Genomic DNA, 21,589 nt, shown 5'->3' on the forward strand with positions numbered 1-21,589 from the left:
CGCAATGTCCCGCTTTGCTACCGACCAATTACCTTGCAGTTAAGGTCCGGAGCGAGCCCAGACTTACCGACTACTGCGCCCAGCACGAATGGCAGCTTTGACCTTGGTTTCGCGAGGCTTATTGGTGCCCTGCGGCAAAAGACTCAAATATTCAACAAAAGACTGCAAAACATGGAGCGTCTTAAGTAAAGATCTTTATCCATTTCCATTTGCATCGAGGATTTCTTCAATGAGAAGGTCAATATCCGAGTAACTCGTTGCATGGTTGATGATGGAAACACGAATGATCTGTCTTCCTTGCCAAACCCCATGACTGGGATAGACCTGTGCCCTTTGCTGTATTCGTTCCAAGACCGCGGTCGTCTTTTCGTCCGTTCCGCAGGCGATGGCCACTTGGTTCAGCACAACGTCATTCACAATTTCGATGCCGGGTACAGTGCTCAAATGATCCGCCAAGTATGCCGCCATATCGCAATGGCGCGAGATCATCTCGCGAATGCCATCTGCCCCCAAATGCCTCATGATTGCATAGCTTGGAATGCCCCTCGCGCGGCGGCTGAGTTCAAGGGTAGAGTCGCTGGGCTCCCAGGTCTCACCAACGCCAGGCAAATAAGCGCCGCGAGCGCTCATTGCGGAAACCAGCGCGGAGCGGTCGCGCACAATGCAAAGCCCAGCATCATAGGGCGCGTTCAGCCACTTGTGCAGATCGACCGCCCAACTGTCGGCGCCATCTACTCCTGTCAACCGATCCCGTAGGCTTGGGACGGCATGAGCCCACAGCCCGAAAGCACCATCTACATGCGCCCAACCGCCTGCATCCTGTATCATTGGGATTGCTTCCGCGAATGGATCAAAAGCGCCAGTGTTGATCTGACCTGCCTGAAGAATAACCAGAGGTGGGTTCTTGCAGGCCTCCAGTTCGGTTCGAAGTGCGCTTAAGCTGATCCGACCCTGATCATCTGTCGCAAGGCGTGTCGCGCGGCCCAACCCAAGGCCCGCGTAACGTACGCCAGCCATCGGCGCAGAATGGGCCGCATCGCCGATCACGACAGGGACGTCCGGCGCTCCAAAGAGACCGTCTTCAAAGACGTCCCAGCCTTGTCGATGTAGCAACGAATCCCGCGCGGCGATGATACCCTGCGCGTTGGCCACTGTCGCCCCAGAGACAATTCCAACGCCACTGTCCAATGGCAGTCCAAGGAGCTCTAGACACCACTGGCAAACGGTCTGCTCGATGACGGCAGCAGATGGGCTTTCCCACGAGGAGGCTGCGTTTTGTCCCCAAGAAGTCACAAGAAAATCCGCCGCTGCACCAACAGGCATTGATCCGCCGCACACGTAACCAAAGAACCGAGGGGACGCATGGCCATGTAGCCCCGCGCTCGCAGTTGTTATCAAGTCATCAATAACCAAAGAGGCGGGCATTCCTTTATTGGGAAGCACGCTGTCGAAGTTTGATGCGAAATCAGCGGGTCTCAACTCCGGTTTCACAGCAGATGATTTGAGACTTTCCCGGTAGGCAATAGCTTCCTGTGCGGCTGCCAACATTGCAAATCGGTCGTCTTCACTTAGCGATAGTTTCTCATTTTCTTCCAATTCTCTACTCCCCTTAAAACCATTCAAAAACTTCTGGTCTGCCACATCGGGTGTGTCGAGTCTTACTCGTGATCGGATTGATAGCGAGACGTGTGATTGAACACACAGTCTATCCATGAGCGTCAAAGCAGCCATTGATGATGATGCAAGAAAGGCAGTATTTTGCGCACGACCGACCATGATGAATTGCGCGACAAAGGTCTGGCATAAGCCCTTGGCACTCGAATTCGCGCGGTGATATGTAGAACATGTTGCCTAGGTTGGGAAAACTTCATGACGCTGTCGGATCTGATTGAGCGTTTTTACAACGAAGCATGGAACCTTGCGGACCACGACTGCGCCAGAGAAATCCTGCACCCACAGTTCGATTTTCGTGGGAGCCTCGGCCCCAAGCGCTCAGGGCCGGATGAATTCATTCGTTACATGGAGGAGGTTCGCGAGACTCTTCCGGATTTTCAATGCAATATCATTGACATCGTCGATGCGGGACAAACAGCGGCTGCACGAATGTCCTTCGTCGGTACGCATCAAGGCAAATTTTTCGACGTAGACGGAACCAAGCAGCGGATCGAATGGTCCGGCGCGGCCTTCTTTGCTTTGCAGGATCAAAAAATTGGGAAACTTTGGGTTTTGGGTGACATTGACGCAATCAAGAGACAATTGAATGTCCACCCCAACGTTGCATTTCTCGAACCATAGACCCAACGGTCGCTGGGTCCGCTCAACGCCAATTCACGCGCGACTATATGAACGGCCCCTATCTCCGAAGGAGGCCATTCATCCCTGGCGTGGCGAAGGTTCCGAGAGAGCCCATTTTGACGAATGTTTCGTGCGTTACAGACGACCGGTTTGGTTTTGCGCCAGCAATTCGCTGTAAGGGCAAACATCGTCTTCGAAAGGTACGTGCCGGCGGCGAAAGTGTGTTTCGGCTACCGCTTCCGGGCGGCTTATCCTGTCCATCCTGAAATGGCGAAAGTCCTCGCGCGAGGGATCCCAGCCGACGAGGTACCACAGGGGCGGCAAGATCAGCATGGCTTGCGGCTCGACCTCGCGTCGGGTCTTACGGCCCTTTGCATCGCGATAGTCAAAGCGAATAAACCGGCGTCCCAGAAAGGCCGTTTCAAACGCGGGCAGCAGTTCCGGGTCCATTTTCCCCATGTCCGACAGATCCTGTAGCGGCGACAGCTGGCCGATGTGTAGACACTCCAGGAAACTGCGCAGGTCTTTGACTTTGTCTGTCGGCAGGGCTTTTTCGATCTTGGCAAGCCCCGCGTCGGCAAGTTCGGAGAAAGGCAAATTCCCAGCGGCCCGCATGGCGGCGACACTGATCAACAGGGCGAAAACCTCGGGAACCGTCAATTTGGCGTTCGTTTGGACCGACTGCGGATCAAGCTGAAGACCGCCACCGCGGCCGACATCGGAATGGATCACATAGCCTTCGTCCCTCAGGGCGCTGATATCCCGCAAGACGGTTCGGCGAGAGGTGCCAACCTCTCTGGCAAGCGCTTCAACGGTGGATGTGCCGTTCCGGCGCAGGCTGCGCACGATGGCGTCATGTCTGAGTCTCACGTTCATATCGCCAACATAATACAAATGGTGACACCCTTTGGCACTATTTCGTTTTAGACCGTTTCCAGCAACACAGAAAAGGAGATTGCGACATGAAACGGACAGCAGTGAACCCCTGGGACTGGTCGATCAAGCTGGGCTACAATCAGGCAGAGATGATCGAAGGCGCGGCGCGGCAAGTGATCTGCGCGGGCCAGACCGCAGTGGATGGGGAAGGCACCCCGCAGGATCCCGGCGACATGCGCGCACAGATCAGCCTCGCGCTCGACAATCTGGAAGCGGTGCTGAAAGGCGCGGGCCTGGACCTGAGCAATGTGGTCAAGCTGGGTATCTATGCCACTGACGTGGATGAAGCGCTGAAGAATTTCGACCTGATAGGCATACGTTTCGACCCCTATCGGGTTATCCCGCCGATGACACTTCTGGGAGTGACGCGCCTCGCGATCCCTGGACTGCTTTTCGAGATTGAAGCGACTGCAGCAGCCTGACGGAAATCAAAGCGGCCATTGGATGGACAAATGTCAATGGCCGCAATGTCCCGCGAATAGGTTCGGGCCTGCCGAGTTCACAGCGCTGCATCTTCGACCTGCACAATTCCATCTGTGTGAGAATGCATGCTGAACTTAAGCCATCTCCGAAACGTCTTGATGAGCCTCTGATCGCCGCTCATGAAAAAGCTCCCGTTCTCCACGGCGCGCGCGAAGGAGCTGCGGCCAAGGTAAAAGCCCGTCATCACAGCAACCTCTGTTTCAACATAGAGATCGACGTCGAAACCGGGGTCGCTTGCACATAATTCAACTGTCTCACCGGGTTTGGTAATCAGCCAATACGTCGAGGCCGGGGATGTCGCATCGGAAAAATTGAACCGTATGACGCTCTGCTTGGATGGCAATTCATCAAGGTCAATCTGCCGTCGCACGTTCCACATGAGCAAATCGGCATTCCGATCTTCCAATGCAATCTCCGCCTTGATGTGCCGCTGAGCCCATTTCGCCAGATCGGCAAGAACCGTGTCCAGTTCGGCCGCCTTGTCTGTGCGAAGATAGTCAATACTTCCGGTCGCCTTGTCCTCAACCCGTTCCAAAAGCCCGTTCACCTGCATCTCCTTCAAGCGTTTGGTCAGCAGGGTCGGCGAGATGCCCGGCAGCCCGCGCTTGATGTCGTTGAAACGGGTGGACCCGCCCCAAAGCTCGCCCAAAATCTGGATCGTCCAGCGTGGCATGAGAATCTCACATGCCTTTGAGGTAGGACAAAAAAGACCGTAGGGTTTGGTTGTCATTCGCTCTGCCTTCCCGGCCATTCGAGGTGTCTTAAGAATATTTGGTCCCGGCGCACTATCAGGCCAGTACACTTTCTGTATCAGAGGTGGTCCACTTTCTACACTGCCTAATTGCAAGGAGGGCGTGCCAGGTTGGTTGCATCAGAACAACGCACACCGACCAAGGAGACCCCAGATGACCTACATTTCGCAAAACACCCCGTTCAACCAAACACAGATTGCCCCCACAATTTCCCGGGTTGTCGATTTCACGGCGGCGATGCTTCGCCGATTTCTTGGCAAGAATGCCGCAAAGGCGGCGCTCGAAAACCTGTCAGACACTTATCTGCGCGACGTCGGCCTGACCCGCAACGATGTGTCGTCCATCGATCGCATGCAATTGCCTTCAGCGGGCGCAGTGGGCTTGATCGCATTCCGCAAATGCCACCCCGGCAACTGGTAATGCCGCTGCAAATCATGAACGATCCCGTGTTGGGCGCGATTCGGACATCGGCCCAACAGGGCAACTCTGTGTATCTGTGCTGACTACGGAGGATAAGCATATGGCGACAGGAAAAAAACTGAATGGAACGCTCAGGGCATTCATCGAAAAACAGCCGGTGTTCTTTGTTGCCACGGCAGACACGACGGGGCGCGTGAACGTCTCTCCAAAGGGGATGGACACGCTGCGGATCGAAGATGAAAACCGTATTCTTTGGCTGAACCTCTCCGGTAGCGGAAACGAGACAGCCGCACATGTGCGCGCCACTGGGCGCATGACGCTCATGTTCTGTGCGTTCGAAGGCAAGCCTATGATCCTGCGTGTTTATGGCCAGGCAGTTGCCTACCACCCGCGTGACACTCAATGGGACTCGTTGATCTCAGAGTTTCCCAAGCTGGGAGGTAGCCGCCAGGTCTTTGATCTGAACATCGACCTCGTCCAAACGTCGTGCGGCACGGGCGTTCCCTACATGGATTTCAGAAAATCCCGCGGCGATGAAGAGTTGGAGCCCTACTACGACGGGCTCGGTCCCGATGGCGTCCGGGACTATTGGCGACGCAAGAATGTCGAGACGATCGACGGTCGGCCGACCGGCATTTTCGAAGATTGATGGTGGCTCGACGGAGCAGGCCAGGCGGATAATCTCGGGGCTGGTCTTGAAGTAGCGAAACGTAGATCGTTTAGTCATAGCGCGAGGCTACGAAACCGCCCTACCCGCCTCAAGCCGGTTTCTTCTGACACTGCCGAAGCAAGTATTAACGCGCCACGCGCTTTCTCATCCTTTTGACCAAGTCAAAAACCGAATCTTGTGGAATTGCGCAGCGCCCTGAGTCAGCTTGAAACTCTGCATCGCTTTGAGTGCTGGAAGTTTCAGCGGAGGGTTTCAGGATGCCATTGTATAACGAAATGTTCGAACTGTCGGTTGAGGATGTGGACCTCATCGAAACGTCACTGAGAAACGCTTCGGCCTCCATGTCGCATGAAGGGGTCGATGAAACCGACGATAGCAAGGCCAAGCGCGAGGACACTATGCGGCGAATCCAGGACCTGCTGGGCCGATTGCATAATCAGAAAGTATTTTACCGCCCCAAGGACGGGGTTGTCATCGGTGGATAGGGGGCGTCTACACCTTCAGAGCCTCTTACGGGTATTGTCCGTCGTCAGAGATTTCCGGAAAGCTGAGGTGTTTTCGTAGCGGAGGCTCTGGTTCGATTTCGGTTTGAATTTAGGCGGCCGCGGCTTGGTGCTGCAACCGGCGTTTTCGAATTGTCTGGTTCTTGATCTCCTCTCTCATCTTCAGGATCTTTGCGCCGCGCCGGTGGTAGACATCGGCAGGTGTCAGGTTTTCCAGGCTCTCGTAGTAGCGGTGGTTGTTGTAGTGGTCCACGAAGGTACTGATCTGACGTTCGAGGTCGCCGGGCAGGAAGTAGTTTTCCAAGAGAACCCGGTTCTTCATCGCCTGATGCCAGCGCTCGATCTTGCCCTGGGTCTGGGGTGATGTGGCGCCCCGCGCACGTGATCCATTTCTTTGCCCTGGAGATACTCGGCCAGATCGGCGGCGACGTATGACGAGCCGTTATCGCTGAGGAGCCTCGGCTTGTGCACGACTGTGGCCCGATCACACCCGGATGCCTGCAGCGCCAGTTCCAGCGTGTCCGTCACATCCTCAGCCTTCATCGTGGTGCAGAGCTTCCAGGCGATGATGTAGCGACTGCAATCGTCGAGGATCGTGGGCAGATAGAACCAGCCCCAGCCGATAACCTTGAGATAGGTGAAGTCGGTCTGCCAGAGCTCGTTCGGGCGCGTGGTCTTGTCCCGGAACACATCGGCCGCGCGGATATCCGCACTATGGTTTTGGTGGCCCGGATGCCTATGCGGGGCGGTTCGTTGTCATCCAGCGCCCGGGTGTCGCCGATGATGGGTTTGACCCCGGCTGGAGCCTCTCTGGCCCGTTCGGCCTTGTTCTGGGAGATGATGATGTGTTTACAGGGTGGTGGCCGTTGCCTCCCGACGGAAAGTAGCTGGGGTCTGATCTGTTGAAGTTTGTTTCGGTTTCAAGTGGCGATACCGGTGTTTTGGTAATTGTCGCGATCGTCACCTGCGTAGGCGGGTTGTGGCTGATCCTGGTACAAATGACCGGCGCGGTTCGGCGACGCAAGGCTGGGCGGAAATGCAAGTGGCAGAGAGTGCCGGCAGACGATCGGGGAACGTTGAGCGCCTGGACCTGTAAGACATGCGGCGTAGGGGGCGTTTTCAGGTACAGGCAAGATCCCCGTGGAATGCAAGCAGGTTGCCAAGCCGAAGACGCTGTGAGGCAAGCTTTTTCTGCAGCGGACTTGACCACCCGAGACGCTCGGGGCTAGAAAAAATCCTGTGAGGGGAGGCCGCGTTGCAGCGCGGATTTCGGACATGCCGGGACGCAGACCACCACAAAATGCGTCCCGGCACCTCACATATCGCGAAATCGATTTTTTCGCTTTGCGAATGAGATAAAGTGCTTTCTTGTTGGGTTGCACCGGTCATTCTTGTAGGCCTGATCGGTGTCGGGAACCTGGGTGATTTCCCTTTCTTGATCCAGCTACGCAAAGTCGACAAGGTTACACGTTGAGGACTCCAATGCCCGACTGGCCTCATACCATCCCCGAAGTTCTCCTCCAGGCGCTTGAAGCGCGCCCATTGGGCGGCTGGTTGGCCGTTCTACGCGAGTGGGCGAAAGATTACCGCCTGCGGCTCAAGATCCAATGGGTCCCGCAACTCGAGCAACAAGTTGCAGATCTGCACTCGATGCGGTTCACCGCTTCCCATCAGGATCTTTGGGGCGTGATCCGGGAGTGGTTGGTTGAGCACGACGTGCCGACGCCGGAGGGGCTTCCGCTGCCGCCGGAGCAGGAACCGGCGGGCAATTGAGGGCGTGGGTAACTCGTCCGGCACCTTGACAGGCATGTCGCCCGGTCACGAAGAACACGCGGCATGACTGCTGTCCCGGCGGACGCGCATTGCGGGAAGAGAACGTGCAGCTCGACCCGCAGTTACCATGGCGCGGCTACAATCCCGGCCATACATCGCGTCTGCCCTCCGTCCCGGCCCCGAGCGATCGGGATCAGAAGACGATGTTAAGCATCAACATCGACACCACCAGGAACAGCACCGTCATGATCCCGCCCGACTTGACGAAATCTACCACCTTGTATCCCGCAGGCCCCATGATCAGCGCGTTCACCTGATGGGTGGGAATGATGAACGAGTTCGAGGTGGAGATCGCAACGGTCAACGCGAACACCGCCGGGTTGGCTCCTGCGGCCACGGCGATAGATACTGCCAGCGGCACCAACAGAACCGTCGCGCCGACATTCGACATCACCAGCGAGAATACCGTCGCCAGGATCGCGATCCCGCCTTGCAGCGCCCAGATCGGCCAACCATCCAGGACCGTCAGGATCTGTTGTGCGATCCACTCTGCGGTACCGGTGTTCTGCACCGCCTGACCCAGCGGGATCAGGCTGGCCAACAGGAAGACCGTGTTCCAACCCACTGCACGATATGCCTCGTCGATCGATATGACCTGGCTCAGGATCATCCCCACCGCGCCGGTCAGCAGGCACAGGGACAACCGAACGTCCGAAAACAGGATCAGCGACAGCGACACCAAAAAGAAAAACAGCGCCCAGCCGACCTTGTGCGGGCGCAGTTCTTCCTGCGGGAAATCCGATGTTACCACCACGAAATCTCGGTCTCTTTTCAGCCGCGTCAGGTTGTCCCAACGCGTATGCGCCACCAGCATGTCGCCGGCCTGGAACGGTACCAGACCAATCTGCGTCGGCTGGTGATCCTCGGATTTGACATGGCTCAGGGTCTCCTCGCCGCGGTGAATCGCCAACAGGCTCAAGCCATAGGTCTTTCGGAACAACAGGTCGCGCGGTGACTTGCCGATCAGCTTGCTGTCAGGCGGGATGACGACCTCGGCGATCCCGGCGTTCGTCGGCGCGAATTCCTCGACGAAGACGTCCAGTTCGGGACGCACCGTCAGCCCGTATTTCTTCGCCATCGCCATCACCGCAGAGCGTCTGCCGATGATCGCCAGCCGGCAGGGGGCGGCGATTTCGGCCGTGAGAATCTGGATCATCGATACCTTGCCGCGGTAGAAGGTCGAGATGATGTAGACCCCGTTTTCGTTGTTGATATCCGCCAGGATCTCGCCGACCAGCGGGCTGTCGGCAGGAACATCCACCTCAAACACGTCGGCTCTCAGCCCGTAAATCCGTTGCAGGTATTCTGAAGTTCCACGCCCCTCGGTCACGCTGTCGGCACTGTCCTTACCTGGCAGCACCCAGCGCCCGAGCAGCAGGAAATAGGCGATCCCTGTCAGAATCAGAGCAGCACCGATGGGGGCAACCGAGAACAGGCCAAACGTGTCCATCTTCTGCCCGTCTGGCAGCCCGGCATTCGCCGTGATGATCAAGTCGTTGAGCAAGATAAGTGGCGACGAACCCACCATGGTCATCGTTCCGCCCAGAATTGCGCAGAAACCCATTGGCATCAGTAGCCGCGCCATCGGTATGCCTGACCGGGCTGATATCCTGCTGACAACCGGCAGGAACAGCGCCGCTGCACCTACATTCTGAAGAAAGCTCGAAATCACGCCAACCGTGCCGGACACGATGGGCAATACGCGCTTCTCGGTCGTGCCGCCGCGCTTCAGGATCACTGCGGCGACTTTGTTCATGATACCTGTCCGGTCCAACCCGGCACCCACGATCATCACCGCGATGATCGAGATCACAGCGTTCGACGCGAAACCGTCAAACAGATGCGTGACATCGGCCAGCCGCTCCAACCCCGGCACGTAGCTGAGGATCCCGACCATCACCAGGACCAGAATTGCCGCCAGGTCGATGCGAATGATCTCGGACACGAACAGGAAGACCGTGAACGCAAGCATCCCCATGACCACCGCCATCTCGGTCGTGAAAGCAAGCGTCTCCATCCCGATCCCTCCGTTCTTCTTCTGCTGCTTCGGGGATACCGCGCGGGTTTCGACAGCTTGAACCGGAGAAACGGGTTTGTCAGGTGTTTTTCGGGCATCACCGAAGCGGCACTGTCACTGGCCGCGGATCCGTCTGAAGTCTGAGGCAAGCTTCGTCACGGTGTCAGGCGGCAGCAAATTGCGTTGAGCGATTGGGGTTCAATGCCTTGGCCGTGCGAGTGTATTGGCCCACTCGCGAAAGTCGAACCGGACTTCAAAGCCGGAAATCCAATGGTACTGTCCGCCGAGGCGCTGCCCGTTGGTTCGAACTACCATCTTTCGACACTCCACCATGGTGGACGATTCAGTCAGCAGCGCATCGCTGCTTTTCGCCAAAGGGCGCCAACGCGAGCCGCGAGTGCGTAATAACAGGTGCTTGAGAAACCCTTGCATCTATTGTGCCTAGCGTCTGTGTCGCAGGTCAAATCTGTTATGGTCGCGAACAGTTGCACTGCCACAGGGCACTTGCCGCATGAAGGAGGAGAGAATGTCGCACATTTACCCGATCACCGAGATCTATGGGTCATCCAGCGAGTCAATCGACGATGCAATTCGACAGGCTGTTGCGGCGGCCAACGAAAGCGTTCGCAACCTGGAATGGTTCGAGGTGACCGAGATCAGAGGCCATGTTGCTGACGGCGATGTCGCGCACTTCCAGGTTGGGCTGAAACTCGGGTTCCGTCTGGACCGTTCGTGAAATGCCGGCACCCGACCGGTCCTAGCGCCGCAGTCTAACTCCGCCGCTCAAATCCGCATGCGCGGAACGTCATGCGGATCGAGCCGCAATTCGATCAGGATCGGGCCTTTTCGGGAATCAAGAGCCGCAAGGGCGGTTTCCAGTTCCTTGTCTGAACGCACTTGGATGCCCTGCCCGCCGAGCGACGTGGCGATATCGGCGAACGAAGGCCAGTGGAATTCGGTCAGGCTCGGATCCATCTGGCGGTCGAGAAACTGAATATGTTCCGCGCCGTAGGCGGAATCGTTGGCAATGATCAAGATAAGGTCGAGCCCAAGCCGCACCGCGGTGTTAAACTCGTTGATCCCGCCCATCATGAAGCCGCCATCGCCGCAAAACACCACGACGGGCCGGTCCGGAGCCGCCAGTCCGGCGCCGATTGCCTCCTGCAGGCCAAGCCCGATGGATCCGAAATTCGCGGTCACGACAAAGCTTTGCGGATCTGGCGCCGAAATGCGGCACCAGACCTCGGTCATGAACCGCCCGCCGTCGGTGACAAGAATGCGATCTTTCGGCAACGCCGCTTCAAGCCGCTCCAGCGCCCGAACATAGTTCACGTACCCCTCTGCCGTCTTGTCCGGGCCGACGGGGTGACGGGTCAGTTGCCCGACGTCCCGTTCGCGGGCAAAGCCGCTTGCCGGAATCTCAGCCTCGTCCAGCCAGTACAGAATGGTCTCGGCGGTCAGGCCGGCATCGGCCACAAGCGCCGCATCCGGGTGCAGCCCGCCGCCGATCGCGGTCGGCTCGACATCCACCTGCACGATCCGCTTGCCTTTCATCAACTTGCCCCGGTCAGTGGTGAAATCATGCAGCGACGTGCCGAAGCAGACGATGCAATCGGATTGGGCAATCAACTCGTAGGCGGCGGGCGAGGACAGCGTGCCGAATATGTCGATGTTGCTGGGATGGCCGTGAAACAGTCCCTTGGCCTTCAGCGTGGTTCCAAGCGGCGCCTCCAGCCGGTCGGCAAGCCGGATCAGCTGGTCCCGCGCCGCGACCGCGCCACCGCCAGCGAGGATCAGCGGGCGACGGGCCGAGGCGATCATGCCGATGGCATTGTCCAGGGTGTCGCCGTGAGCGACGCCGCCAGGGTTGGTGAACACGTCGAGAACCCGAACTTCGTGGCGCACCTTTTCCCACATGAAATCGGACGGCATATTCAGAACTATGGGCCGGCGCTCGACCTGCGCCCGGTAGAAGGCGCGCTCGATATCCATGCCGACGGTGTCGGGCGCCCGCACCTGCTCGAACCCGGCGCCCGTGGTCTTGACCAGTTCGCGCTGATCGATGCTCTGAAGGTGGCGGGGATTGGCCACAGGCGTGTCGCCGGCCAACAGCACCATGGGAACATGCCCCCGCGCGCCTTCCGTAAGAGCCGTAATGCAGTTGGTCAGTGCAGGACCATGTGTGACCGTGGCAACGCCCACCTTCCCGCCGACATGGGCATAGGCCAACGCCATCAGGACCGAGCTGCCCTCATGTGCCGCAGGCACGAACCGCCCACCGCAATCGCGCACGAAGCTGTCCACCATGAAAAGATTGGCATCCCCCATCAGCCCGAACATCGTGCCGACGCCGTGGTCCGAGACAGCACGGGCGATGGATTGGAAGACATGCATTTCGCGGCTCATCGATGTTCACTCCGGTTTCGGTTTCGCTTTGATAATTCAAAGCGCGCGCGCAAAACGCGCAACCTTGGCGCCCATTCAGGAGAAAACGCGGAGACTGGAACGGCGAAGCGGGAATTTGCGCGCAAATCCCGCGCGGAACGCGGCGGGTTGCATCGCCGCGCCGACGAAACAGGCGGCAACCCGGAGCCAGACGCCTTCTTTTGGCGCGCGTCAAACACTCACCGGCCTTTCTGCGAAGACCTTCCGCGAAGGTCGACCAGCGGTGCAAAACCGCCATAGATCAGGCGCATGCCGTCGAAAGGCATCGGATTCTTTCTGGGATCCATGCGCGGGTCGGCCTTTGCCGGATCGTTCATCCACTCGGTCATCTTGGCAAAGGCCGCGTCGCGGGTTTCCTTGTCGGGCCACTCGACCCACGAGAAGACGACCGTCTCCTCATCCGTCGCCTGGACGGACCTGCGGAAGTCGGTGGCCTTGCCGGCCGGCACGTCGTCCCCCCAGCATTCGACCACGCGGATCGCGCCAAGATCGATGAACACGCCGTCCGCCAATTTGGCGTGGTTGATGAACTTCTGCTTGTTCGCCGTGGGCACCGCCACCACGAAACCGTCTACATAACGCATGGATTTTCTCCCTCAGCCTTCCCGCACCGCGGCTTCGAGCGCGGCGATGTCGATCTTCTGCATGGTCATCATCGCATCGAAGGCGCGTTTCGCCTTGCTGCGATCGGAACTCGTCGTCAGATCCAGAAGCAACCGCGGCGTGATCTGCCACGAGTAACCCCAGCGGTCCTTGCACCAGCCGCGGTCGCTTTCCTGACCGCCATTGCCGACAATCGCGTTCCAGTAGCGGTCGGTTTCTTCCTGGGTCTCGGTCACGACCATGAAGCTGACCGCCTCGTTCGGCGCGAAGGCTGGCCCGCCGTTGAGCCCGATGAACCTGCGCCCGAGCACGGTGAACTCAACGGTCAGTTCGACGCCTTCAATACCGCCGGGAAAGTCTCCTGGCGCGATGTTTAAGCGGTCCATATGGCTGTCGGGAAATGTAGCGGCATAAAACTCCGCCGCCTTCTTTGCCTCGCCGTGATCGAACCACAGGCAGGTGACGAGATCTGTCATGACCAGTCTCCTTGATGTTTGAGTTGCCGGCAAAAGGTGCTTTTCCGGATTTCGTTTCCGCCGGGCCGGGGCCAGGACATTGCCGGCAGGACACCGCGTCCCGCCCTGTGATGGCTCGACGCGATCACAGCGCGCAGCTGTCTCAGGATGGCCTGTTGCGACAGCCCAGTTAAGACCTTTCCGTCTCTCCCTGATTCATGTCCAGTATGAGCCTGGTTTCAAGAAGCTGCCCGTTTTCATAAAGGATCGGATAGGCGATCGCCGAGATGTGGCTGTTGAAATCCCGCAAGGCGCGCAGGGTTTCCAAATGGATGTTGCTTGTTTCGAAGCTGCGCGCCTCTCCGTCCTGCAATCGTTTGAGGTGCCGCTTGCGGCTGTCCCGTTCGCGGCGCTTGATCTCCGTCTTTTCCATTACCAGCAGCCTGGCGCTTTCCAGGTCATCCGAGATCAGAACATTGCACGCCATTTTCAGATTGACCAAAATCGCCTCGTGCATACCGACCAGCTCGTTCCAGCCGTCGGCCGTGAATTTCAGGTTTTTCTTGTGCATTGTTTCGGCGAGACGCGTCAGGGTCTTGCTGGCGACATCGCCGGCGGATTCCAGGCGTATTGCGTAGTCCATCAAGCCCCGTACGGTCTTGGAATCCGCCTTCGTCATTTCCGTAATGGGCAATGATGCGACATAGAGGCGAACGCCCTCCAGGGCGCGGTTGACGCTTTCATCAAGCTCCCGCACCGCCTTGGCCATCTTTGGATCGGGGTTTTCATACAGCGGCAAAGTCGGCGCGAACATGCGTTCGACCATTTCGACCATGCGCAGCAACTCGCGTTTCAGGCTGCTGATCGCCAGCTTGGGATTGTCACGGGAGCTTTCGTCCAGCGCGCTTTTGAACTGCTCCAGTGGATCGCTTTCCTGCTCGACGGTTTTGTCCGGGAACATGCGCTCGACCGGAGCTGCCAGTCGGCTGCAAAACGGCAAGGACAGAAGAAGCAGGCTGAGGTTGAACGCGATATGCACATAGATCAGCAATTGCCCAGGGCCGGCAAAGCTGAATTGCCAGTCCAGGTTCAGCAGGTCGATCGCCAAAAGCGCCACCATCGCGCATGTGCCCCGCAATAACAAATTGGCATAGGGCACCCGCCTGGACACCGCGGGCATTCCACGGGTCAACCAGATCGGGATGACGGCGCTGCCCAGGTTTGCACCCAGGATCAGCGACATCCCGGCCGCGACCGGTATGGCGCCGATCTGAGCCAGCGTGACGCACATCAGAATCGCGGCGACGCTGGAATGCATAACAAAGGCGAGTGTTGCCCCCACGATAAATGCCGTCACGAAATCCCGTGCCAAATAGCCGGCAATCGCGGGCAGAAAGGCACTGTCGCGGATAGGCTCGACGGCAGCGCGCAGAAATTGCAGGGAAATCAGGATAAAGGCGATTCCCATAAGAATGCGCCCCGTCTGCCGCCATTTTTTCTGTTCGGTTTTGACGAACAGCCAGCCGCCGATGGTAAGAAGCAGCGGCACCAACCAGTCCATCCGGAAGGACAGGATCTGAATGATCAATGCCGACCCCAGGTCGCCGCCCAGCACGATCGCCAAACCCGTCGGGAAGGCGATCATGCCAGTCGCCATGAAGCCGCTCACCAGCAGGGCGACCGCTGCCGAACTTTGCAAGATGATCGCAAGCAGCAATCCGGTTGCGCTGGCGCCTGGGCTGTTCCGGCTTTGCGTGAGCAAACGCTTGAACGAGGCCCCGAAACTCCGCTCGATGCCGGTGCGCACCATGCGCACTGCAAACAGCAGCAACATTGTTGCTCCGGTCAGGCTGATCAAGAACCCAATAATCGCCAAATGTTCACTCCTCGCTCAGAAGGCCTTCCGGGCGTTGCCGTAAGATGACCGGCAGACCACCCTGTCCCATCTTCGAAGCGGTGAATCTACGCAAATATTTATACTACAATCAACTTTTCCCGCCAGAGCGCCCTATGCCTGAACACCAAGCCCTTTTGAACCCGTCAATGGGTGATGCCAGACCAATGCGAGCCAGTCTCACCGAGGGCAGGATCTTTGTCCCTTATTCGGCACAGAGACTGCGCCACTCGGCGAGAGCAGCGGCACGGTTCAGCTTGAAACTTGATCTAGAGGTGAGGCTGCGCACCGCGTTGAACAGGTTGTAGACCGAGGCGTGGACGGCGGAGAATTTCTGCAAATTTCGCATCCGCCTGAAGCGTAGCATCGCCCGTTCTCGTCGTCGGAATGGCAGGTGCGAATTTTCGGCCCGGTTGTGTAACCAGCGCCCCGTTTCCTGCCGATCCGCTCCACTGATTTCTTTGAGAGCAGCGCCATAGGAGCGCAATCGATCAGCAACAATTGTCTCAGGCCGTACGTGCTTGCGCCTTGCTTTCCTTGAGAATGTCAGCGCCGCCTTCTTGTCCCGCTTTTTGGTAACGAGGCACTCTAGGACCTCACCTTCGTGATCAACGGCGCGTCAGAGGTAGTGCATCTCACAGTTGATTTTCACGAACATTTCATCGAGATACCATCGCCATTGGCTGGACTTCATCACCGTCACGCGCCGTTTTCTGATTTCGGCCGCAAACTTCGGCCCAAACCGCTGCCACCAGAACCGCACCGATTCATAGCTCACGTCGATGCTGCGCTCATCCAGAAGATCCTCCACATTCCGAAGCGACAGCGGAAACCGAATGTACATCATCACCGCCAGGCGAATGATCTCTGGGCTGGTTCGGAAATACCGGAACGGGTTTGGAGTCGTCATGGCCAAACGCTACGAAACCGCCCTGCCCGTCTCAAGCGCCATCCCTCTGACAACGCCCTCGTTGGCCCATATCCGACCTGAGAGACTGTATTCAACGCTGCGCTGCGGCTTCACCAAACCGACTGTTCGTGCACTGCGAGGTATTTCCAAATGGAAATAGCTGATACTCTCTGCAAACAGACCATAACAATCGGTGTTCACTGAAGCGAATAGTCGGCCACAGTCGCCATTTTGACGTCGACTTCAATTGGTACGATTTCAGTTCAAGAACAGGTAAAGCCGATTGTCCAAACCGGGATATTACGTAGATATCCGTTCCAATGAAACAGCTCCGTTTACGACCGTCCCCGGGCGAATTTTGCGATCAGGCTCGTTGCCATTAGACTTCCAGAGGAAATGCAAACGCGCGGTGAGTCGCTGCTCTGTCCCACCGAGGTTTCAGCGATCAGGTGCCCTTGATGCTCGGAAATGTTCTGTTCTTTGTTGGCCTGTTTGTCTCGGTGGCGATCGGCTTCCTGTATTTCCGAGATCTTGGCGACATTTCCCAGATGCTCATGAAGATCAAGCGAGAGAACACGATCCGCTTCATTCGCAACGAATACAGGTTCCTGTCCGTCGGACTCGCGGCGGCGGGGACTATGATCGTTGGTCATTTGCTCGGCGGCGGACCCGGTTGGCTGTTCTGGATATCGCTTGTGGTTATCGCCTTCCTTTATGCCTTTCCGTGGGTCTGGGTTCACGTGGGGCTTCGCAATCAGAAAGACAGCGCCAAGTACTATTCCATAGCCGAAGCGCGCAAATACGTTGGGCCAACGCAAAGTGTAATGGTGATCGAAAACAAGGGTCATGCACGCGCGCACCCCGACGCCCAGATCATGAGGCCGCATCTTGCCGGAAACGATCAGGGGCTCGGAGGCGAAGACGTCGTGATGACCTATTGCGCTATGGCCAACCTTGGGATCGGTTACACTCCGACCATCGAAGGAGAGAGGCTCAACCTGGAAGTGCTTGCCCAACACGGCAACAACCTCATCCTGCGCGACAACAACACCGGCGAACCGATCCAGCACATCTATGGGTTCCGCGAGGCTGACACCGCCCCGATCACGGAAGGCAACGCATGTCCGCTACGCCCATCGCTTGCGATGAAGCCGTGGCCGACATTCAGAATGACGTTTCGCGGGTTCCAGAAGGCGTATCCCGAGGGCGAGGTTTATTTGAACAAACCTCCAGCGAACCCATTTCTGCGCCTTTTCGACATGATCACCGAGATCACGTTTGGGTGGGGAATTGGACGGCAGCATCAAGAAGCGGCACCTGTCATGGACAATATGAGCCGCATGGATGATCGGTTGCCGAACAAGACCTACGTCTGGGGAGTGACCATTGGGGATGATACTGCTTGCTGGACAGACGATTTCATCGTCGAAAACGATTGGCTGATCAACGCGAATGTCGGCGGGCGTGACCTGGTTGTGAACTACGATCCGAAATTCGAAAGCCTTGGCGTCTGGTACAATGACAGCGGCCAGCAGGTAGCTAGGTGCGATTTCTGGGGTCAGACCGACAAAGGCAAGCTTTCGCGGGTCGAGACACTGCGCTCGGGTATGTTCTGGCATGTCTGGGCAGAGTTCTTCCCCCACACCGACATAAACCGAACTACGGATTCATCCGCCGCCCCCACGCAGGGCTCTGCATCGGACGCCGACGCCGCATAACGAGGCGCCCGGCGGGTTCGAGGCTCAACAATGATCAAATAAACCAACGGGGAAAACGATGCACAGAATTCTTGCAGGGATCGTGGCTTGTACGCCGGCCGTCTCGGCTTTGGCACAGGACACGCCGGTCATCCACGACGCCGAGTACTACATTCTCGAAGCTCAGCACTCGGACCAATGGGCCAAGGATGACGCGGCGGTGGACGCCAAGCTTGCCGCCTTCCGCGAACAGAATGGCGGCAAGCCGCCGAACATAATCAACATACTGATAGATGACATGGGCTACGGCGACATGGGGATCCCCGAACTGAACGCAGTACGCGGCTATTCCACGCCCAACATCAACGCCTTCTCTGACGCGGCCATGCGCATGGCAAGGATGTATACCGAGCCATCCTGCACGCCCACGCGCGTTGCACAAATGACGGGTCGTCTGCCGGTGCGCATGGGAATGGGTGATACAACCGTCGATATTGCGGGATTCGGATTGCCCGAAGGCGAGGTCACCATTGCCGAGATCCTGTCTGAGGCGGGATATGCCACGGTTCATGTCGGCAAGTGGCACATGGGCGACATTCCCGAAGCCTGGCCGCACAATCAGGGTTTCGATTGGGCTGCCTTTCCAGTGCACCAACAGGGCCAGTTGACCATCTACCATGACGACGCGATCCGAGAGCAGGTTTCCGTCGGAATGAAGGATTTCGAGGGCGCTTTCACGTTGGACGACTTCTTCCGCCCGGATGCTTCGGCAATGGTCACCGGGCTGGAAGCCGCGAAGGGCGGGATGGCCCGCGAAGTCGGAATGGAACCGGGCGAAAGGTGGAATGCCGCGAAATATGACGAAATGAACCAGCGCTACCAGGATCAGGCGCTGGATCAACTGCGTGCCTTGGCCGTCGGTGACCAGCCCTTCTTCCTGCAATACTGGCCGCTTCTGCCGCTGGACAACACGCGAACGGGGCGAGAAGGCCCGCAATCACCCAACGGCGGTCTCTATGTGGACAAGATGCAGCAACTCGATGTCTGGCTGGGTGACTTGTTTACTGAGATGGAAGAACTCGGCGTGGCGGAAAATACCGTGGTTCTGCTGATGGGAGACAACGGTCATTTCACCAAGTATTCACCCCAATCCGGTTTCACGCCGATGATCTTTGCCGGCGGAAAGGGTGACGTGACCGAAGGAGGTATCCGGGTCGACAGCTTCATCCGCTGGCCGGGCATGATCGAGGCGGACGGAATAGTGAACGATATCGTCCACGTCTCTGACATGTTTGTCACTTTTGCCCGATTTGCGGGTGCCGAAGCAGGCATTCCTCGGGACCGCCTTATCGACGGCGTGGATCAATCGGCATTGTTGTTGCAAGGTGAAGGCAAGAGCAGGCGCGATTACATCTTCGCCTACTCAATCGACAAGCCCAAGGCGATAATCAAGGAGCACCTCAAGCTCCACGTTCCGGCTCCGGGCGAAAGCGCCATCGTCGCGCAGTTTTACGACGTGTTCCGCGACACGCACGAAAAATACCCGGTTTCCACGGAGGTCGGCGCCTGGGGCGGTCAGGAATTCGTCCGGATTCTGGGTCGACACATCAAGCGCAAGGAAAAGTACCCTGATGCGGAGCCTGCGCGAGGTATACCCTACGAAGGCATCGAGAACCTGCGACCTGAAAGCCAGGCCGCGGTTGAAGCGTTTCTGCTCAAGCAGGCCGCGGTAGTGAAGTGAACCAAAAATTTCCATGCTTCAACGGTTGCCGATCGGGACAGCCGTGCGCTCTTAATTGAAGCTCGGAAACTCCCTGCACCAGTCTGGTATTCAGATGACCGTTTCGCAGAAAATGGGCACCAGCGGCGAAACGTCCATGCGGATTCCTGAAGTCAGGAATCTCAATCTATGTGCAATGGTGTCTAATCCGGCAGGCCCAAGTCGCGCAGCACCGCATATCGACGCTCGGGAAGTGAGGTATCGATGTAAGCGAGATCGAAAGGTCGTAGGCTCTCGATTGATATCCCCGGTTTGAGCTTTTTTGCTTCATCTATGAAAGCCTTTGCTTTCTCGAGTTCACCCGCTTGCCAGGCGGCGACGGCCGGCCAGGTCAGGAACTCTGCCCGGTAGACATCGGGCACGACCGCAAGAAAGTCGTCCGTCGCCTGGATCGCCGCCTCGTAATCGCCAGCATCGATAAGCGCCCCGTATTCGTCGACGATCAGCCACCACAAAGGCACGGGCGTCATCCGCTTCGCCCGGGCGAAATACGTCAGAGATTCATCTGATGCACCTGCGTACTTCAAAACCCAAGCCACGCCCCGCACCACCCGCGCGTCACCGATGCCCGTCTCGGCGGCGCGCAGCGCGAAGTCCCGCGCCTCGGCGCCGCGCATTTGCACAAGGCGCAGCACGGCGTAGTTCGAGAGCGTCGCAGGTCGATCCGGGTCAAGCTCGAGGGCCCGGGACAAGTATTTTTCGGCAAGCGCGAGCGACCTAGAAGGATCGTCAGAAAACGCAAGCCGCACATCGATGGCATGAGTGAAGCCAAGCCCAACCAACGCGTCCACGTAGTCGGGATCGCGGGCAAGCGCAGCCTGATAATGTATCCGGGCGATCTTGTTGTCTTCGGCGGTGAACCTGACACGGTGTGATCGGCCCCTTGCGTTTTCCGCGAAGGCATAGAGGTCATCCGTTTCCCTGGCGTTCAACCTGTCGCCGTCGATTGTACCGCCGTACACGCGTTCAAGCACCGCAAGAGTGATTTCATCCTGAATGTCGAAAAAGCCGTCCGTGGACCGGTCGAAGGTTTCAGACCACAGATGTTTCCCCGCCACCGCGTCCAGCAATTGCGCACTGACGCGCAGTTCTTCGCCCGATTTTTGCACACTGCCCTGCAGCAAGTACCGTACGCCGAAGCGCCCGGCAATCTCGCGAACGTCCAAGCCCTCATCTTTCAAAGACTGACTGGAGCTTTCAGCGATGACCAAAAGGTCGGGCAGCTTCGCCAAATTCGTGTTGACGTTCTCGCTGATCCCTTTCGCCAGAAAGCCGTTTTCCGTTTCATCTGCGCCGATATAGGTGAAAGGCATCACGGCGATGGATGGTCCCTCCGGAAGCTGCAGCGCCATCTCCTCCGCGCGCACAGGCTCGAAGTCAGTGCCGTTCGACCACCACCACACGGCCGCAGCGATCAAGAGAGCAATGCCGGCGAAACCAAAGAGAGCTGATTTGCTCCATCCCTTGCTATGGTCTGCAGGCAGCGACCCAATGGTCGCGACGCGAAACACTCTCACCGGGCGCGTGATGTTCTTGACCTCGATCTCTCCCATGTCCTCCAAGGCAATCTCAAGCTTGTCACGCACCTGGTCCCTAACCGAACGGCTGAGCAGAATGCCGCCAGGAGGCGCTTGCGCTTCGATCCGCGCCGCGACGTTGACGCCGTCCCCCAGAAGATCGTCCCCGTCTGGCACGACGTCACCCAAGTTAATGCCGATGCGAAAATGAATTCGTCTGTTTTCAGCTACATCGGCATTGCGTAGCGCCATGCCTTCCTGCACCGCAACGGCGCACCGCACAGCCTGTATTGCCGAAGGAAACTCGATCAAGAGACTGTCCCCCGCGGTATTCGCGATGCGCCCGCCATTCTGGGCAATCAAGGGGTCGATCAGGTCA

At 57.8% G+C, this 21,589-nt stretch carries 18 protein-coding genes and 2 pseudogenes; 9 read left to right on the forward strand and 11 right to left on the reverse strand.

The window, feature by feature from the left end:
* Positions 1-195: 195 nt before the first annotated feature.
* Entirely contained in the window at positions 196-1,641 is a 1,446-nt protein-coding gene (locus FGK63_RS08390; protein WP_171052602.1) for a pyridoxal phosphate-dependent decarboxylase family protein, read from the reverse strand.
* 228 nt (positions 1,642-1,869) lie between these two features.
* Here FGK63_RS08390 and FGK63_RS08395 point away from each other — a divergent pair, with 228 nt between their 5' ends.
* A complete protein-coding gene (locus FGK63_RS08395; RefSeq protein WP_138841150.1) occupies positions 1,870-2,295 on the forward strand; it encodes an ester cyclase in 426 nt (141 codons plus the stop codon).
* 135 nt (positions 2,296-2,430) lie between these two features.
* Here FGK63_RS08395 and FGK63_RS08400 read toward each other — a convergent pair whose 3' ends face one another.
* Positions 2,431-3,171 carry a helix-turn-helix transcriptional regulator gene (locus FGK63_RS08400; RefSeq protein WP_138841151.1) on the reverse strand — a complete coding sequence of 247 codons (741 nt, stop codon included), beginning with the start codon at positions 3,169-3,171 and terminating at the stop codon, positions 2,431-2,433.
* A gap of 86 nt (positions 3,172-3,257) precedes the next feature.
* Between FGK63_RS08400 and FGK63_RS08405 the strand changes: the two genes are divergently transcribed.
* Complete coding sequence (locus tag FGK63_RS08405) at positions 3,258-3,653, forward strand: RidA family protein (protein ID WP_138841152.1); 396 nt, start codon at positions 3,258-3,260, stop codon at positions 3,651-3,653.
* A gap of 77 nt (positions 3,654-3,730) precedes the next feature.
* Here FGK63_RS08405 and FGK63_RS08410 read toward each other — a convergent pair whose 3' ends face one another.
* The gene (locus tag FGK63_RS08410) at positions 3,731-4,387 is read right to left on the reverse strand and encodes a winged helix-turn-helix transcriptional regulator (protein WP_246043979.1); all 657 of its coding nucleotides are present in this window, start codon (positions 4,385-4,387) and stop codon (positions 3,731-3,733) included.
* 232 nt (positions 4,388-4,619) lie between these two features.
* On the opposite strand from FGK63_RS08410, the gene FGK63_RS08415 reads away from it, so the two are divergent.
* From FGK63_RS08415 to FGK63_RS08425, 3 genes are all read left to right on the forward strand, one after another.
* Entirely contained in the window at positions 4,620-4,886 is a 267-nt protein-coding gene (locus FGK63_RS08415) for a DUF1127 domain-containing protein (RefSeq protein WP_138841154.1), read from the forward strand.
* Positions 4,887-4,986: 100 nt separating this feature from the next.
* The gene (locus FGK63_RS08420) at positions 4,987-5,535 is read left to right on the forward strand and encodes a pyridoxamine 5'-phosphate oxidase family protein (protein WP_138841155.1); all 549 of its coding nucleotides are present in this window, start codon (positions 4,987-4,989) and stop codon (positions 5,533-5,535) included.
* Positions 5,536-5,813: 278 nt separating this feature from the next.
* The gene (locus tag FGK63_RS08425; RefSeq protein ID WP_138841156.1) at positions 5,814-6,041 is read left to right on the forward strand and encodes a hypothetical protein; all 228 of its coding nucleotides are present in this window, start codon (positions 5,814-5,816) and stop codon (positions 6,039-6,041) included.
* A gap of 109 nt (positions 6,042-6,150) precedes the next feature.
* Here the strand turns inward: FGK63_RS08425 and FGK63_RS20955 are convergent.
* Positions 6,151-6,764, reverse strand: a pseudogene (locus tag FGK63_RS20955) (transposase); the annotation flags it as partial.
* A gap of 777 nt (positions 6,765-7,541) precedes the next feature.
* On the opposite strand from FGK63_RS20955, the gene FGK63_RS08440 reads away from it, so the two are divergent.
* Positions 7,542-7,832, forward strand: coding sequence for a hypothetical protein (locus FGK63_RS08440; RefSeq protein ID WP_138841158.1), 291 nt, complete (start codon positions 7,542-7,544; stop codon positions 7,830-7,832).
* A 193-nt stretch (positions 7,833-8,025) separates the two neighbouring features.
* Here FGK63_RS08440 and FGK63_RS08445 read toward each other — a convergent pair whose 3' ends face one another.
* Entirely contained in the window at positions 8,026-9,909 is a 1,884-nt protein-coding gene (locus FGK63_RS08445) for an SLC13 family permease (protein ID WP_138841159.1), read from the reverse strand.
* A 526-nt stretch (positions 9,910-10,435) separates the two neighbouring features.
* On the opposite strand from FGK63_RS08445, the gene FGK63_RS08450 reads away from it, so the two are divergent.
* The gene (locus FGK63_RS08450) at positions 10,436-10,645 is read left to right on the forward strand and encodes a dodecin (protein ID WP_138841160.1); all 210 of its coding nucleotides are present in this window, start codon (positions 10,436-10,438) and stop codon (positions 10,643-10,645) included.
* A gap of 47 nt (positions 10,646-10,692) precedes the next feature.
* Here the strand turns inward: FGK63_RS08450 and FGK63_RS08455 are convergent, their stop codons facing one another.
* The 5 genes and pseudogenes from FGK63_RS08455 to FGK63_RS08475 form a co-directional block, all read right to left on the reverse strand.
* Positions 10,693-12,315, reverse strand: a complete 1,623-nt coding sequence (locus tag FGK63_RS08455) for a thiamine pyrophosphate-binding protein (protein ID WP_138841161.1) — start codon at positions 12,313-12,315, stop codon at positions 10,693-10,695.
* A 218-nt stretch (positions 12,316-12,533) separates the two neighbouring features.
* The gene (locus FGK63_RS08460) at positions 12,534-12,938 is read right to left on the reverse strand and encodes a DUF1428 domain-containing protein (RefSeq protein ID WP_138841162.1); all 405 of its coding nucleotides are present in this window, start codon (positions 12,936-12,938) and stop codon (positions 12,534-12,536) included.
* Positions 12,939-12,950: 12 nt separating this feature from the next.
* On the reverse strand, positions 12,951-13,433 hold the full coding sequence (locus FGK63_RS08465) for a VOC family protein (protein WP_138841163.1): 483 nt from the start codon (positions 13,431-13,433) through the stop codon (positions 12,951-12,953).
* 169 nt (positions 13,434-13,602) lie between these two features.
* Entirely contained in the window at positions 13,603-15,288 is a 1,686-nt protein-coding gene (locus tag FGK63_RS08470) for a Na/Pi cotransporter family protein (RefSeq protein WP_138841164.1), read from the reverse strand.
* A 223-nt stretch (positions 15,289-15,511) separates the two neighbouring features.
* Positions 15,512-16,216: pseudogene (locus tag FGK63_RS08475) on the reverse strand (IS6 family transposase).
* A gap of 458 nt (positions 16,217-16,674) precedes the next feature.
* Between FGK63_RS08475 and FGK63_RS08480 the strand changes: the two are divergent.
* Positions 16,675-17,934, forward strand: coding sequence for a DUF3179 domain-containing (seleno)protein (locus tag FGK63_RS08480; protein WP_138841165.1), 1,260 nt, complete (start codon positions 16,675-16,677; stop codon positions 17,932-17,934).
* A gap of 58 nt (positions 17,935-17,992) precedes the next feature.
* On the forward strand, positions 17,993-19,654 hold the full coding sequence (locus FGK63_RS08485) for a sulfatase-like hydrolase/transferase (RefSeq protein WP_138841166.1): 1,662 nt from the start codon (positions 17,993-17,995) through the stop codon (positions 19,652-19,654).
* A gap of 182 nt (positions 19,655-19,836) precedes the next feature.
* Here FGK63_RS08485 and FGK63_RS08490 read toward each other — a convergent pair whose 3' ends face one another.
* Positions 19,837-21,573 (reverse strand): tetratricopeptide repeat protein, encoded by a 1,737-nt coding sequence (locus tag FGK63_RS08490; protein ID WP_171052604.1) that lies wholly within the window; start codon positions 21,571-21,573, stop codon positions 19,837-19,839.
* Between the last annotated feature and the right edge of the window lie 16 nt (positions 21,574-21,589).

This window comes from Ruegeria sediminis, assembly GCF_005938215.1.
GTDB classification, from domain to species: domain Bacteria; phylum Pseudomonadota; class Alphaproteobacteria; order Rhodobacterales; family Rhodobacteraceae; genus Ruegeria; species Ruegeria sediminis.